Below are 13058 nucleotides of genomic sequence, written 5' to 3'. Positions count from 1 at the left end.
CGACGCCTCCACTGGGGCGGTCGTCGTCGTCATCGTCGGTGGTGCCGCCCTTGCCGGTGTCGACGCCTCCACTGGGGCGGTCGTCGTCGTCATCGTCGGTGGTGCCGCCCTTGCCGGTGTCGACGCCTCCACTGGGGCGGTCGTCGTCGTCATCGTCGGTGGTGCCGCCCTTGCCGGTGTCGACGCCACCGCTGGGGCGGTCGTCGTCATCGTCGTCGTCCTGGGTCGCGCCCAGTCCGGTGTCGACGCCACCGCGAGGCCGGTCATCGTCGTCGTCATCGTCATCCGTGGTGGCGCCGAGTCCGGTGTCGACGCCGCCCCGGGGCCTGCGGTCGTCATCGTCGTCCGAACCACCGCGAGACCGGTCGTCGTCTTCGCGGTCGTCGTCATCGTCGGCGGTGATCGCGGAGAGGGGGGCCGCCTGGGCGGGGTAGGTGATCGCGGCTGTGGTCGTGGTCAGGCCCAGGGCGAGGGCCACGGCGAGGAGGGTGGGGCGGAAGGTTTCGGTCATTGTGGGCTCCTGGAAGGTTGGGCGCTTTTCGCGGCTGGTTCCAGGATTCGGGGGCGGGGTGGGGTGACCGTGAGGGGTTGGTGAGAGGGTTCTCACTCGGCGCGGAGGCGGTAGCCGGTGCCGCGTACGGTCTCGATGCGGTCGTGGCCGAGTTTGCGGCGCAGGTAGCGGACGTAGACGTCGACGACGTTGGAGCCGGGGTCGAAATCGAAGCCCCAGACGTGGCTGAGAAGTTGTTCGCGGGTCAGGACTTGGTCGGGGTGGCGGAAGAAGACCTCGGCTAGGGCGAACTCGCGGGTGGAGAGGTCGATGGAGCGGTCGGCTGCGTGGGCGCGGCGGGTGCGCAGGTCGAGGGCTAGGTCGCCGGCCTTCAGCACGGTCACCTCGGGCAGCCGGTCGGCGCGTAGGCGGAGCCGTACCCGGGCGAGGAGTTCTTCGAAGGCGAAGGGTTTAGAGAGGTAGTCGTCGGCGCCGCCCTCCAAGCCCGCGACCGTGTCCACGACGCTGTCCCGCGCGGTCAGGATGATGACCGCGATCGCGATCCGGGACTCGCGCAGCCGCCGCAGCACGGTGAAGCCGTCGCTCAGCGGGAGGCCGATGTCCAGGATCAGCAGGTCGAACTCCCCGGTCCGCGCGTGCTCATAAGCGGCCAGCCCATCGCTCACGACCGTCGTCACGAACCCGCTCCCGCGCAGCCCTTTCTCCAGGAAGGACGCGATCCTTTCCTCGTCCTCCGCGATCAGAATGCGATTCACCCAACCTCCTTACACGGAAATTTCATGACAAAGAGGGCTCCACCGCCGGGGGATTCCTCCACCCTCACCGTGCCGCCGTGGCTCTCCGCGATCGACCGCACGATGGCCAGGCCCAGCCCGGCCCCTTCGCCGGTACGGCTCCCGCCCCGCACGAACCGCTCGAAAATGCGCTCCCGGTCCTCGGCCGGAACTCCGGGGCCACTGTCCCGCACCCAGAGCCGTACCAGCCCGTCCCGGACAGAAGACCCAACCGCGACCAGATCACCCACCCGGGTATGGCGCACCGCGTTCGCCGTGAGCTGCACCAGCGCCTGCGTCAGCCGTTGCCGATCCGCCAGCACCCGCTCCTCGGCGACCTCCTCCACCCGCCACCGCCGATCCCCGAGCGCCCGCGCCTTGGCCACCACGCTCACCGTCAGATCCGCCAGCTCCACCTCCTCGGGGCTGAGGAAGTCGGGCTGCCCGGCCTTCGCCAGGGTGAGCAGGTCGTCGACGATGCGGTTCATCCGGGCGAGCTCATCCGTGACCAGGGCGAGCGTCTCGGCCTGGTCGTCCTCGCCCATCAGCTCCAGATGCCCGCGGATCACGGTGATCGGCGTGCGCAGCTCGTGCCCGGCGTCGTCGACGAACTCGCGTTGCGCGGCGAACGCCCGTTCCAGCCGGTCCAGCATGTGGTTGAAGGTCGCGGCGAGCGCGGCCACGTCGTCGTTTCCGGACACGCGGAGCCGCCGGGTCAGGTCGGATGAATCGGTGATCTGGGCGGCTGCCTGCCGTACCAGGCGGACGGGGGCCAGGACGCGGCCCGCCACGAACCAGCCGGCCCCGCCCGCCAGGGCGAGCGCCGCGAGCGCGGTGAAGGCGAGCACGCGCACGGAATCGACCACTTCCTCGCGATGCCGGTCGTAGAAGACGGCCACCACGAAATGGCCGCTGCGGTCGTCGCCGGTCATCCGTACCGGAATAGTGGCGTAACGCACCTCACCGGCGGTGCTCGGCCACCGCCCAGGAGTGGGCACCGTGGCTTCGCCAAGGATCTCCACCAGGTCTTCGTCCTCGTCCAGCCGTACCGGGGCAGGGACGCCGCTGACCGAGTCGGGGCGGGCGTCGACCAGGGTGAAGAAGGTCTCCCAGCGGTCCGGCACGTTGACCGCGAGGTAGGAGTCGAGGAGCTCGGAGACCGTCCAGCCCGTGGAGTCCACGTTCCCCGCGTAGGAGCGGAGCTTCCTGGTCTCGTTGTGGAGTTCCTCGTTCACCCGGTCGTCGAGGCGGCCCAGCAGGATCGTCCAGGTCGCGAAGAGGGAGACGGACAGGGCGAGCGCGACCAGCAGCAACATCCAGCCCACGATGCGGGCGCGGGCGCTCACCCGCCGAGCCGATCAGTCGTCATCGCCCTCATCGTCGTCGTCATCGTCGTCCCCACCCCGCTGCGGCGGTGGAGGTTTGACCGGATCCGCGCGCTTTGTCGATACAGGGTCCAGTGTCCCTGGTGTCGGCTTCGAGGGAGCCGAATTTCCGGCGGTCGCCGCCGGAACGACGACGGGACCGCCCAGGTCAGGGGCGCCGGTCCCGGCCGCCCAGACGATTCCGACGAAGGCGAGCGCGACGGCGACCGCCCCGGCCAGGAGCACCACAACCGATATCCGGCGACTCATGCCGCCATCCTCGCCGCGCTCCAGGAGCCCAACCTGAGGCCGGGATGAGAAGACTCTCATCTTGGGCTGTACCGTGGCCGATCGGCTGTAGGAAGATCGGGGACAAGCACCTGGCTTGGCTGGAACGGCGCGGGAAGACACAGGCTCGGAGTGGCCAGCCCGCCGTGCCGGAGGCCCGGCCATAAGCACAGTCGGAGGCATCATGTCGGTTTTGCGGGATCTGGTGGCGGGCATTCGTGGCGGTTCGATCGAGGTGATCGACCTGACCGCGCCACTGGCGAGTTCGACCCCGATCCTCATGCTGCCCGAGCCGTTCGGCAACACGATCCCGTTCACGCTCCAGGAGATCAGCCGGTACGACGACCGCGGCCCCGGCTGGTACTGGAACAACATCGCCACCGGCGAGCACACCGGCACCCACTTCGACGCCCCCATCCACTGGGTCACCGCCCGCGACGGCGAGGACGTCTCCCAGGTCCCGCCGTCCCGCTTCCTGGCCCCGGCGGTCGTGCTCGACTTCGCCGCGGAATCGGCCGCCGACCCCGACTTCCTGCTGGAAGTCGACCACGTCGCCGCCTGGGAGAAGGAGCACGGCGCGCTGCCCGACGGCGGCTGGCTGCTCTACCGCACCGGCTGGGACGCGTACGCCCATGACCAGGGCGAATTCCTGAACGCGAACGAGAGCGGCCCGCACACGCCGGGCATCTCCGTGGAATGCGCTCGCTACCTCGCCGAGCAGACCTCCATCGCCGGGGTCGGCGTGGAGACCGTCGGCACCGACGCGGGCGCGGCCCACTCCTTCGACCCCGCGTTCCCGTGCCACACCTTCCTGCTCGGCGCGGGCAAGTACGGCCTGACCCAGCTGCGCAACCTCGACCGGCTGCCGGCCACCGGCGCCGTGGTCGTGGCCCCGCCGCTGCCCATCGTCGGCGGCTCCGGCAGCCCGCTGCGGGTGCTGGCCCTCGTCGAGAGATGACCGTGAACGTCGCCGGGGCGATCGGGGCCACGCTGGTCCGCCTCGGAGTGCGGACCGCTTTCGGGGTGGTGGGCAGTGGCAACTTCCATGTGACGAACGCCCTGGTGGACGGGGGTGCGCGGTTCGTGGCGGCCCGTCATGAGGGCGGCGCGGTCACGATGGCCGACGCGTACGCGCGGATGAGCGGCGAGGTCGGCGTGGTCACCGTCCATCAGGGGCCGGGGCTGACCAACGCGCTGACCGGGCTCACCGAAGCGGCCAAGAGCCGCACACCACTGCTTTTGCTGGCTGGGGAGGTGACGTCGCCACGCTCGAACTTCTACGTGGATCAAGCGGCCCTCGCCACCGCCGTGGGAGCCCTGACGATCAGGATCTCCGCCGGAACCGCGGTTGAGGACACTGTCAGGGCCTATCGGATCGCACGTTCCGGCAGAGCGGTCCTCCTCAACCTGCCGCTCGACGTCCAGGCGACCCCGATCATTGAGGAAACCATCCTCCCCGAGATCGAATCGCTCGCGACGCCGACCGGTTGGCGGAATCCCCCGGACGCCGGAGCCCTCGCCCCTGAGGAAGGCTCCATCAGCGTTGCCGACATCGGCGTTCCGGTCGTCGGCGTTCCGGTCGTCGGCGTTCCGGCCGTTGGTGGTTCGGCCGTTGGTGGTTTTGAGGACGCCGGTTCTGAAGCCGGTGATTATGGGGTCGCCGGTTCCGAGGCTGTCGGTCCCAAGGTGCGTGATTCTGGGGTCATCAGGCCCGAGCTTGGCGGTGTGGACGAGCTCGTCGACGTGTTCCTCGCCGCACGGCGGCCGGTTTTCGTCGCCGGGCGGGGGGCGCGCGGGGCGCGGATGGAGCTGGTGGCGCTGGCCGATCGGGTGGGCGCGCTGCTCGCCACGTCGGCTGTCGCCAAGGGCCTGTTCCGGGGGAGCACCTGGGACCTGGATGTGAGCGGCGGGTTCGCCACGCCGCTGGCCGTTGAGCTGATCAAGGACGCGGACCTCATCGTCGGCTGGGGCTGCGCGCTCAACATGTGGACGATGCGACACGGCAGCCTGATCGGCCCGGACACCACCGTCGTCCAGGTCGACCACGACGCCGACGCGATCGGCGCCCACCGGCCGGTCACCCTGGGCGTCGTCGGAGACGTGGCCGAAACGGCGAAACACACGCTGGATCGGCTCGACCCCCGCCAGGTGACCACCTTCCGCATGGGCTACCGCTCCCCGGGCCTGGCCGAGCGCCTCGCCCGCGAAGGCCGCTGGCGCGACGTCCCCTACGACGACTGGGGAACCCCCGGGGAAGGCGATTCGGACGAAACCGACGGGCGTGCCGGCTCGAACCCGGCATCGGTGCCCGCCGGGCATGATGACTCGCCATCGAAGGGCCGGATCGGCACAGGGATCGCCGGACACGAGGACTCACCATCCGAGGGTCGGATCGACACAGCGATCGCCGGACACGATGATTCGGCACGGAAGGGCCGGATCGACCCGCGGACCCTCTCGATCGGGTTGGACGATCTGCTGCCCGATGAGCGCATCATCGCCACCGATTCCGGAAATTTCATGGGATATCCGGCCATGTTCATGGACGTCCCAGACGAGTGTGGTTTCGTCTTCACCCAGGCCTTCCAGGCCATCGGGCTCGGCCTGGCGACCGCCATCGGCGCCGCGCTGGCGCGTCCCGACCGCCTCCCGGTGGCCGCGCTCGGCGACGGCGGAGCGCTGATGGGCGTGGCCGAACTGGAGACCGTCGTCCGCCTCGGCCTGCCCATGGTGATCGTCGTGTACGACGACGAGGCCTACGGCGCGGAGGTCCACCATTTCGGCCCGGATGGATTCCCGCTCGGCACGGTCACGTTCCCGCCTACCGACCTCGCCGCCATCGCCCGCGGCTTCGGCTGCGACGCGCTGACCGTACGGGCGAAAGAAGATCTTCACGGGGTCGCCGAGTGGCTCAAGGGCCCGCGCGAGCGGCCGTTGCTGGTCGACGCGAAGGTGGCCGCGGACCGGGGGTCGTGGTGGCTGGAGGAGGCGTTCCGTGGTCACTGATCCGGGGGTCACCGAACTGTTACGGTGCTCGCATGGCTGAGATTGTGTACCCCCCGGTTATCGGGGCCCTCCGGACCATGTTCCGGGTGCTCGACATGAAGATCGACATCGTCGGCGCCGAGCACGTCCCGACGACTGGCGGCGCCGTGATCGTCAGCAATCACATCAGCTATCTGGACTTCATCTTCGCCGGTCTGGCCGCCCGGCCGTCGGGGCGGCTGGTGCGGTTCATGGCGAAGAAGGAGGTCTTCGACAACAAGATCTCCGGTCCGCTGATGCGGGGTATGCACCACATTCCGGTTGATCGCGCCGAGGGCGCGGGGGCGTATGTGGCGGCGCTGCGCGCGCTGAAGGCGGGCGAGGTGGTCGGCGTCTTCGCCGAGGCCACGATCAGCCGCTCGTTCACCATCAAGGAGATCAAGAACGGCGCGGTCCGGATGGCGGCGGCCACGAACTCGCCGATGATCCCCGTCGCGTTGTGGGGCACCCAGCGGCTGTGGACCAAGGGCCGCAAACGCGCGATCGCCCAGCGGCACATCCCGATCACCATCATGGTGGGCGAGCCGATGTACCCCAAGCGCGGCGAGGACATGGACGCCCACACCGTCGAGCTGCGCCGGCGCATGTCCGAGATGGTGGACAAGGCACAGCGCGGATACGCCGAGATCCCCGAGGGCGTTTGGTGGCAGCCCGCTCATCTCGGCGGCTCCGCCCCCACCCCCGAGGAGGCCGAGGCGCTGGACGCCGCCGAACGCGAGGCCCGCGAGGCCAAGCGCGACTGACGTTCTGGATCATGAAGAAAGCGCTCCCTCAACCAGGGTGACGCGAGGTTTCGGCCGTGTCAACCGGCCGTTCTTTAGCATTCATCGCACGTCAAGATTTCTCAGGACACTTGGCGACGGGTGGTGCGGCGGCGTGGATATTTCGTCATAAGTCCATGTCAAAGCGTAAATTTCCCTGCGCGGCCGCAGCCTGGAGAGCGCTCTCCCCAGGAGTTTTGGGCCGCTGCAAAGAGTTCGTCGTATTACATCAGAGTTAAGTTAACTCTTGACATAAGTGTGCGGCAGAGGGGACATTTTGCGTGCAGGGAGCGCTCCCCGACATTCGCCCTCCCGAGGAATCGGCCTCGGGCTCAGCACGCGGCGGCGACCCGTGTGTCCCCCTGGTTGTTCCGCCCATGCCTGGAGCTCGCATGACCATGTCCTTCCGCGCCCGTGTCCCGGGCAGGACCCGCCTACGCCTGGCCACCCTGATCGCCGCAATCACCGCCATGCTCGCCACCAGCCTGTTCGTCACGGCGGAACAGGCCGCCGCCGCGGTGCTCTCGCAGGGCCGCCCCACGCTCGCCTCCTCCGTCGAGAACGGCGGAACCCCGGCGGGCGCCGCCGTCGACGGCAACCCCGGCACCCGCTGGTCGAGCGCCTTCTCCGTCCCGCAGTGGATCCGGGTCGACCTCGGCTCCGCCCAGGCCATCAACCAGATCGTGCTCAACTGGGAAGCCGCATACGCCACCGCCTTCACCATCCAGACCTCACCCGACGGCAACACGTGGACCACCATCCACACCGTCACCAACAGCACCGGCGGAAACCAGACGTACAACGTCAACGGCAACGGCCGTTACGTACGCCTGCACGCCACCGCCAAGGCCACCCCGTACGGCGTCTCGCTGTGGGAGTTCCAGGTGAACGGCCCCGGCGGCGGGGGAGGCGGCGGCCCGATCGTCCGGGTGGCCGAATTCCTGGCCGACTGCCCGTTCAGCCACCGGCTGCCCGACGACCCGATCGTCGCCCCCAACCTGCCCGGCGGCTCGCACATGCACAGCTTCTTCGGCAGCACGGTCACCAACGCCTTCACCACCCTGACCGACCTGCAGAACGCGCCCAGCAACTGCAACCCGTCGATCGACCTGTCCTCGTACTGGGTGCCCACCCTGTACGTCAACGACGTGCCCGTCGAGCCGACCGGCACCACCTTCTACTACCTCGGCGAAGGCGTACGGGACGACGTGATCGCCAGGACCCAGCCGATCCCGCTGGGCCTGCGGATCGTGGCCGGCAACGCCAAGGCGACCGCGCCCGACGCGAGCTCCACCGCCCGCTGGTCCTGCCTGCACGCCGGGCAGGTCCCGCCGAGCAAGGACTTCGTGACCTGCCCCGCGGGCACCATGCTGGAGTCGTATCTGGACTTCCCGCAGTGCTGGAACGGCACGACGCTGGACTCACCCGACCACAAGAGCCACATGGCCTACCCGGTCAACGGCGACTGCCCCGCCACCCACCCGGTCCCGGTCCCCAAACTCCGCCAGGTCCTCCGCTACCCCGTCAACGGCAACCCAGCGGGCTTCCGCCTCGCCTCCGGCCCCGGCTACACCATGCACGGCGACTTCTTCAACGCCTGGCCGGTCGCCGAAATGGAACGCCGCGTCCGCGACTGCATCCGCCCCATCATCAAGTGCGGCGCCAACGGCACCCCATAACAACCCCGACCAACGGCACCCGCTCGATCGCCCGAAGGAATCCGCCTAACGGCAATCGCTCGCGGCGATTACCCGAAAGCACCCTCTGAACGACGGTACGAGGAAGGACATTCGATGCGAAACCTGCTGATCCTGTCCTTCCTCGTGGCCGCCTGCGCCCCGTCACCGGCGGCGGGCACCCCCCAGATCTCCGCCCCGCCGCCGGTGGCGACCACCACCCTCAACCCGGCCGCCCTCAACCCCGACCCCCTGAGCACCGGCACCCTCAACGCCACCGACATCGCCTGGGCCCAGCTCATGATCCCCATGCACGAGGGCCTCCTCCAGCTGCTCGACCAGGCCCCCGGCCGCGTCACCGACCCCGACCTGGCCCGCCTGGCCGCCCAGGTCGGCACCGCCCACCGCGCCGAACTCCCCGCCCTCCGCGACATCCTCACCCGCGCCGGCATCACCAGCGCAAACCCCCACGAGGGCCACGACATGCCCGGCATGGTCACCAAAACCGACCTGACCATGATCACTTCCATCACCGGCCCGGCCTTCACCCGCCTCTTCATCGCCCACCTACGCGGCCACCTCGAACAGGTAACCCTGATCTCCAAAGCCGAAGGCAAATCCGGCACCGACCCCGCGGCCCACACCCTCGCCGCCGCCATGGTCAAATCCAGAACCGCCCAACTCGCCACCCTCAACCACCTGACCAGCCTGAACTGAGTGCTGGACTGGTTCATCCAGGCCTTGCGCGTCCGGATCCCGGGATAGCGGGCCACGGCGGGTTAAACGACCTGGATCACGTGCTTTCCGCGGACGCCGCCGGCCTCCAAGGCGCGGTGGGCGGCGGCAATGCGAGCCAGAGGGTGGACGGTGTCCACGACGGGACGGATGTCTCCGTTCTGCGCGTACCGGGTCAGTTCGGCGAACAGCTCGTGCCGGGGATTGCCGCTGAAGAAACGCACCCGCCGGGAACCGTGGACGGTCGAGCCGAGGATGTAGGAAACGCTGGTAAGGAGGTTCTCGACATCGAATGCGATGGCCACCATGCGTCCGCCCGGAGCCAGCAGCCGGCGGTAGGCGGGGTGCTGGGTGCCGACGGTGTCCATGATGACGTCGAAGGCGCCCAGCGCGGACGGGTCGGTCCTGTTGTAGTCCAGGACTTCGTCTGCGCCCAGATCGCGAACGAAGTCGAGGTTCTTCGGGCCCGCCAGAGCGGTGACGTGCGCACCGAAGGCCTTGCCGAGCTGGACTGCGACGCTGCCGACACCGCCACTGGCGCCGCGGACCAGGAGACGTTCGCCGGACTGGAGGCGGGTCTTGTCGCGCAGGGCGGTGATCGAGGTCGTTCCGCCCGCCAGCAGGGAGACGGCTTCCACCAGGGTGAGGTTGCCGGGGGCAAGGGCTATCTGCCGGGGCCGGACGGTCACGTACTCTGCCGCGCTGCCGAACCTCCGCCCCAGGAATCCCCACACCCGTTCCCCCTCCCGCAGTCCGGTCACCGAGGGGCCGACCTCGGCGATCTCGCCGGCGAAGTCGATCCCCACGCGCTTGGGGAAGCGGCGCCCCGTCACCAGCCGCAGTTTCCCGGCCCGGCCGGCCAGCTCGCCGCCGTTGACACTGGCCGCGTGGACACGGACCAGCACCTGGCCGGGCTTGACCTCTGGCACGGGCACCTTGCCCTCATACAGCACATCCGGAGGCCCGTATCGGTCGAAGAGGGCTGCGCGCATCTCGTTCACGGTCTGGTCCCGTTTCTGTCTGGGGGAGCGGCGAGTGGAAAGGATGTTGCCGCTCGCTCAACCAAGCTAATCCCGTAAACGGACGACACCGTCCACTTGCGGTAAAGTGAGAGATATGCCTGTTCAGCCCTCTCAGAAACCGGGCTGGCCACCCGCCGACGAGCACCCTCCGGCCGCCGCAGCCACACGGCTGCGTGCCGACGCCCGGCACAATCGCGACCGCATCCTTGCAGCCGCCCGCGAGGCGTTTACGACCCAGGGAATCGACGTCCCCCTCACCACGATCGCCCGCCGCGCCGGAGTCGGCGCCGCCACCCTCTATCGGCACTTCCCCACCCGCGCCGCTCTCGTCACCGAAGCCTTCGCCGAACAACTCGCCCGCTGCGTCGCGGTCCTCGACGAGGCGCTGGAGGACCCCGACCCCTGGCACGGATTCTGCTCCGCCATCGACAAGCTGTGCACCATGCAGGCCACCGACCGAGGCTTCACCGGCGCGTTCCTCTCCCAGTTCCCGGACGCCATCGACTACGACCGTGAACGCACCCACGCCGAAAAAGAGCTCGCCCAGCTGGTACAGCGTGCCAAAGACGCCGGGCGGCTACGCGACGACTTTGACCACACCGACATCATCCTTCTGTTCCTGGCCAACAGCGGGATCGTCGGAGAGCCGCAGCAGGTTTCCCTGGCCGCCTCCCGACGCCTGGTCACCTACCTCCTCCAGTCCTTCCAGGCCGGCCACACCGAACCTCTGCCTCCGCCCGCACCTCTGGGACTGCACCAGATCCACCAGCCCCCACGCCGCCACCGGAACGGGTCCGCGTGATCGTTCAAAGGGCCGTCAGCCCAGGATGAGCAAGCCGAGCGCCGCCGTGAGGAATGTGACGCCCAGCCCTATGAGGATGCCGCCGACCAGGGTGCCTCGGCCGCGTAGGTCGTCGATTCGTACCTGGCGCGGGTCGGCCGGGTCGTACAGGATGGCCACCACGTCTCCCGGCTGGGCGGGGGCCGGGTTGGCACCGACGGGTGACTCCGCCTCGACCCGTACGCCATCCGCCGTCACGAACCGCAGCACCGGATGGTAGACGTGGCTGTACCGGGGCTTCTGGGGCACGCCCTCCCGGCTCATACGTAACCGGACGACCTCTCCCTGACCGGTCACCGAGCGGCCCAGGAATCCGCGCGCGACGGCGACGACCTCCCGCCCTCGGCCGACGAGATGCAGCCCGAGGAACTCGATCATGACCGCGAACAGGACCTGCCACACCATCCGCCGACTTTACGGCCTTCGGCCTCTATCGGGGCACCAGCCAGGCCTGACCAGCGGTGTTCTATGAGAAGTACAGTTATGATAACTGTACTTCTCAAAACTGGAGCGGGGATGCGCAAGCCGCCGGACATGTTCGACCGGGACCGCGAATGGGCGGCCCTGGTGCGTTTCGCGAGCGATGAGCAGCCCGGGGCGACGCTGGGCGTGGTCTCCGGCCGTCGGCGGCAGGGCAAGAGCTTCCTCCTCGAATCGTTGTGCCAGGAGGCGGGCGGGTTCTACTTCTCGGCGCAGGAGGCGACGGACGCCGAATCCCTGGCGTCGCTGGGTGCGGCGCTGACGAGGTATCTGGATCCGGTGGTTCCGTTCGTGTTGCCGAACTGGGCGACGGCCATCGACGCGCTGCTGCGGATTGGCAGGGATCGGGCGATCCCCGTGGTGATCGACGAGTTCCCGTATCTGGCCCGGGCTCATCCCGCGCTGCCGTCGATCATTCAAGGGGCCTACGCGCCCCGGCGGGCCGAGCGCGTGGAATCGCGGACCCGGCTGCTGCTGTGCGGCTCGGCCATGTCGTTCATGGGCCGCTTGCTGTCGGGCAACGCGCCGCTTCGCGGGCGGGCGTCGCTGGATCTGCCGGTGGACACCCTCGACTACCGGCTCGCACGCCGATTCTGGGAGATCGAGGACGTCCGCCTGGCGGCGCTCGTGCACGCGGTCGTCGGCGGCACGCCCGCCTACCGTACCGAGATGATCCGCTACGACCGCCCCCGCGATCTCGGCGATTTCGACGACTGGGTGGTCCGGGCCGTACTGTCGCCCGGCAGTCCCATGTTCCTGGAGGCCCGGTATCTGCTTGCCGAGGAGCCCGACCTGAGGGATAGCGCCATGTATCACTCCGTGCTCGCCGCCATCGCCGAGGGCAACAACGGGCGAGGCGGCATCGCCGGCTATGTCGGCCGCAAGAGCAACGACCTCTCGCATCCGCTGACGGTTCTGGAGGACGCGGGCCTCATCGTCCGCGAAACCGACGCCTTCCGCGGCAACCGCACCAACTTCCGGATCAAGGAACCGCTGCTCACCTTCTACCACACGATCATGCGACCGTTCTGGCCCCAGCTCATGCGCGCCACCGCCACCGACCGTATCTGGCAGCGCGCCACGCAGCGTTTCACCAGCAACGTCCTCGGCCCTCATTTCGAGCGCCTCTGCCGCGACTGGACCCTGCACTTCGCCGAGGACCGCTTCGGCGGCTGGCCGGTCGAGGTCACCGCTGGAACCGTCAACGACCCCGCGAACCGCACCACCCACGAACTCGACGTGGTCGCGATCGGCCACGCCGACGGCGGAAAACCCCCACTCCTGGCCATCGGCGAAGCGAAATGGGGCGACACCATGGGCATCGGCCACCTCGACCGCCTCCGCCACATCCGCGACCTGCTCAGTCACAACGACCGCTACGACACCTCCCAAACCCGCCTGATCTGCTTCTCCGCCACAGGCTTCACCGACGACCTCCTCCACTCCCGCGACCAGGGCAAAGTCGACCTGATCACCCTCTCCGACCTGTACGACTAGAACGAGGCCCATTTCCTCCAGGGCTTGGTGCCTGTGCGGCGGCGGAGGACGAGCCAGGCCGGGCT

Annotated in this window: 12 protein-coding genes and 1 pseudogene; 7 read left to right on the top strand and 6 right to left on the bottom strand. The window is 68.9% G+C overall.

The genetic code is table 11. The features are described from left to right. From ABGB08_RS43475 to ABGB08_RS43460, 4 genes and pseudogenes are all read right to left on the bottom strand, one after another. A pseudogene (locus ABGB08_RS43475) lies at window positions 1-511 on the bottom strand (hypothetical protein); the annotation flags it as partial. Window positions 512-603: 92 nt separating this feature from the next. Beyond that, on the bottom strand, window positions 604-1266 hold the full coding sequence (locus ABGB08_RS43470; RefSeq protein WP_155357953.1) for a response regulator transcription factor: 663 nt from the start codon (window positions 1264-1266) through the stop codon (window positions 604-606). Next, window positions 1263-2630 (bottom strand): HAMP domain-containing sensor histidine kinase, encoded by a 1368-nt coding sequence (locus tag ABGB08_RS43465; protein ID WP_347603142.1) that lies wholly within the window; start codon window positions 2628-2630, stop codon window positions 1263-1265. Before ABGB08_RS43465 ends, ABGB08_RS43470 begins: the two co-directional genes overlap by 4 nt. A gap of 12 nt (window positions 2631-2642) precedes the next feature. Further along, a complete protein-coding gene (locus ABGB08_RS43460) occupies window positions 2643-2918 on the bottom strand; it encodes a hypothetical protein (RefSeq protein WP_347603139.1) in 276 nt (91 codons plus the stop codon). Between the two features lie 202 nt (window positions 2919-3120). Here ABGB08_RS43460 and ABGB08_RS43455 point away from each other — a divergent pair, with 202 nt between their 5' ends. From ABGB08_RS43455 to ABGB08_RS43435, 5 genes are all read left to right on the top strand, one after another. After that, window positions 3121-3894 carry a cyclase family protein gene (locus ABGB08_RS43455; RefSeq protein WP_347603136.1) on the top strand — a complete coding sequence of 258 codons (774 nt, stop codon included), beginning with the start codon at window positions 3121-3123 and terminating at the stop codon, window positions 3892-3894. Further along, window positions 3891-5942 (top strand): thiamine pyrophosphate-binding protein, encoded by a 2052-nt coding sequence (locus ABGB08_RS43450; RefSeq protein ID WP_347603133.1) that lies wholly within the window; start codon window positions 3891-3893, stop codon window positions 5940-5942. Before ABGB08_RS43455 ends, ABGB08_RS43450 begins: the two co-directional genes overlap by 4 nt. A 32-nt stretch (window positions 5943-5974) precedes the next feature. Next, window positions 5975-6724 (top strand): lysophospholipid acyltransferase family protein, encoded by a 750-nt coding sequence (locus tag ABGB08_RS43445; RefSeq protein ID WP_347603130.1) that lies wholly within the window; start codon window positions 5975-5977, stop codon window positions 6722-6724. A gap of 410 nt (window positions 6725-7134) precedes the next feature. Beyond that, window positions 7135-8421: a DUF1996 domain-containing protein gene (locus ABGB08_RS43440; protein ID WP_347603127.1), complete on the top strand. Its 1287-nt coding sequence runs from the start codon at window positions 7135-7137 to the stop codon at window positions 8419-8421. Between the two features lie 114 nt (window positions 8422-8535). Then, the gene (locus ABGB08_RS43435) at window positions 8536-9135 is read left to right on the top strand and encodes a DUF305 domain-containing protein (RefSeq protein ID WP_347603124.1); all 600 of its coding nucleotides are present in this window, start codon (window positions 8536-8538) and stop codon (window positions 9133-9135) included. A gap of 62 nt (window positions 9136-9197) precedes the next feature. Here ABGB08_RS43435 and ABGB08_RS43430 read toward each other — a convergent pair whose 3' ends face one another. Beyond that, window positions 9198-10145: an NAD(P)-dependent alcohol dehydrogenase gene (locus ABGB08_RS43430; RefSeq protein ID WP_347603121.1), complete on the bottom strand. Its 948-nt coding sequence runs from the start codon at window positions 10143-10145 to the stop codon at window positions 9198-9200. A 124-nt stretch (window positions 10146-10269) separates the two neighbouring features. On the opposite strand from ABGB08_RS43430, the gene ABGB08_RS43425 reads away from it, so the two are divergent. Next, a complete protein-coding gene (locus tag ABGB08_RS43425) occupies window positions 10270-10977 on the top strand; it encodes a TetR/AcrR family transcriptional regulator (protein ID WP_347603118.1) in 708 nt (235 codons plus the stop codon). A 15-nt stretch (window positions 10978-10992) separates the two neighbouring features. On the opposite strand, the gene ABGB08_RS43420 is transcribed toward ABGB08_RS43425, so the two are convergent. Then, entirely contained in the window at window positions 10993-11421 is a 429-nt protein-coding gene (locus ABGB08_RS43420; protein ID WP_347603115.1) for a DUF3592 domain-containing protein, read from the bottom strand. Window positions 11422-11532: 111 nt separating this feature from the next. Between ABGB08_RS43420 and ABGB08_RS43415 the strand changes: the two genes are divergently transcribed. After that, entirely contained in the window at window positions 11533-12993 is a 1461-nt protein-coding gene (locus ABGB08_RS43415) for an ATP-binding protein (protein WP_347603112.1), read from the top strand. The last annotated feature ends 65 nt before the right edge of the window (window positions 12994-13058 follow it).

Origin of the sequence: Acrocarpospora sp. B8E8, from assembly GCF_039871605.1 — a bacterium.
Classification (GTDB): Bacteria; Actinomycetota; Actinomycetes; order Streptosporangiales; family Streptosporangiaceae; genus Acrocarpospora; species Acrocarpospora macrocephala.
The sequence above is the reverse complement of the archived record's forward strand: the minus strand, read 5'-3'. Positions and strand labels throughout refer to the sequence as shown.

Coding starts and splice junctions, on each gene's coding strand:
- ABGB08_RS43460 (WP_347603139.1), bottom strand. CDS start 2,918: ATGAGTCGCCGGATATCGGTTGTGGTGCTCCTGGCCGGGGCGGTCGCC.
- ABGB08_RS43455 (WP_347603136.1), top strand. CDS start 3,121: ATGTCGGTTTTGCGGGATCTGGTGGCGGGCATTCGTGGCGGTTCGATC.
- ABGB08_RS43450 (WP_347603133.1), top strand. CDS start 3,891: ATGACCGTGAACGTCGCCGGGGCGATCGGGGCCACGCTGGTCCGCCTC.
- ABGB08_RS43445 (WP_347603130.1), top strand. CDS start 5,975: ATGGCTGAGATTGTGTACCCCCCGGTTATCGGGGCCCTCCGGACCATG.
- ABGB08_RS43440 (WP_347603127.1), top strand. CDS start 7,135: ATGACCATGTCCTTCCGCGCCCGTGTCCCGGGCAGGACCCGCCTACGC.
- ABGB08_RS43435 (WP_347603124.1), top strand. CDS start 8,536: ATGCGAAACCTGCTGATCCTGTCCTTCCTCGTGGCCGCCTGCGCCCCG.
- ABGB08_RS43430 (WP_347603121.1), bottom strand. CDS start 10,145: ATGCGCGCAGCCCTCTTCGACCGATACGGGCCTCCGGATGTGCTGTAT.
- ABGB08_RS43425 (WP_347603118.1), top strand. CDS start 10,270: ATGCCTGTTCAGCCCTCTCAGAAACCGGGCTGGCCACCCGCCGACGAG.
- ABGB08_RS43420 (WP_347603115.1), bottom strand. CDS start 11,421: ATGGTGTGGCAGGTCCTGTTCGCGGTCATGATCGAGTTCCTCGGGCTG.
- ABGB08_RS43415 (WP_347603112.1), top strand. CDS start 11,533: ATGCGCAAGCCGCCGGACATGTTCGACCGGGACCGCGAATGGGCGGCC.